Source organism: Vibrio sp. 1978 (assembly GCF_033344345.1).
Genome location: NZ_JAWPOP010000751.1, coordinates 1 through 589, shown reverse-complemented (window position 1 = coordinate 589; position 589 = coordinate 1). Strand labels below are relative to the sequence as shown.

At 47.2% G+C, this 589-nt stretch carries 1 protein-coding gene; it reads left to right on the top strand.

Going from position 1 to position 589, the window contains the following annotated elements; genetic code table 11:
• Positions 1-589 (top strand): aminotransferase class III-fold pyridoxal phosphate-dependent enzyme (locus R8N49_RS28910; protein WP_318190673.1); only part of this gene is annotated, 589 nt, incomplete at both ends.

The following is a 589-nucleotide window of genomic DNA, read 5'->3' as shown; positions in this document are numbered from 1 at the left end:
TAACTGTATTGCTGAAGTTCGTGGCAAAGGCTTGATGCTAGGCGTTGAAATCAAGAATCCTAACGGCGAGCTTAACAAGTTTGGTGAACCACTTGCTGACGGTCAGTTGACCCTAGTGATTCAACGTGCTGCGCTTGAGCGTGGTTTGATGGTTGAAAAAGGCGGCCGCGAAGGTTCTGTTATTCGCTTCCTTCCACCACTTATCATTTCATTCGAACAGATTGACTTCGCATTACGTGTGCTTGAAGAAGCGATCATCGCCGCAGGCGGTAGCCACGTTGAAGCTGCACCACAAGAAGAGTGGAAAAAGCACTTCATCCATACCGGTGAACTAGGCAGTGCTGAGTTTGCATCAGTAATGAATCACACAACTTCTGCAATGAAGTCAGTGTTTGAACAAGTTAACGCACCATACTCAGGTATGGAGCCTAAAGCGTTAGAAGATGCGATCAACGCGGTTGACCTAGACAACAAAAATGCACCACTTAAATCCGTAATCGATGATGCGGCAGAGCTGGTGGCAAAGAACGCTATCTTCACTCAACACCCTGATTGTATCGCGCATTTGCATACGCCTCCTTTAATGCCG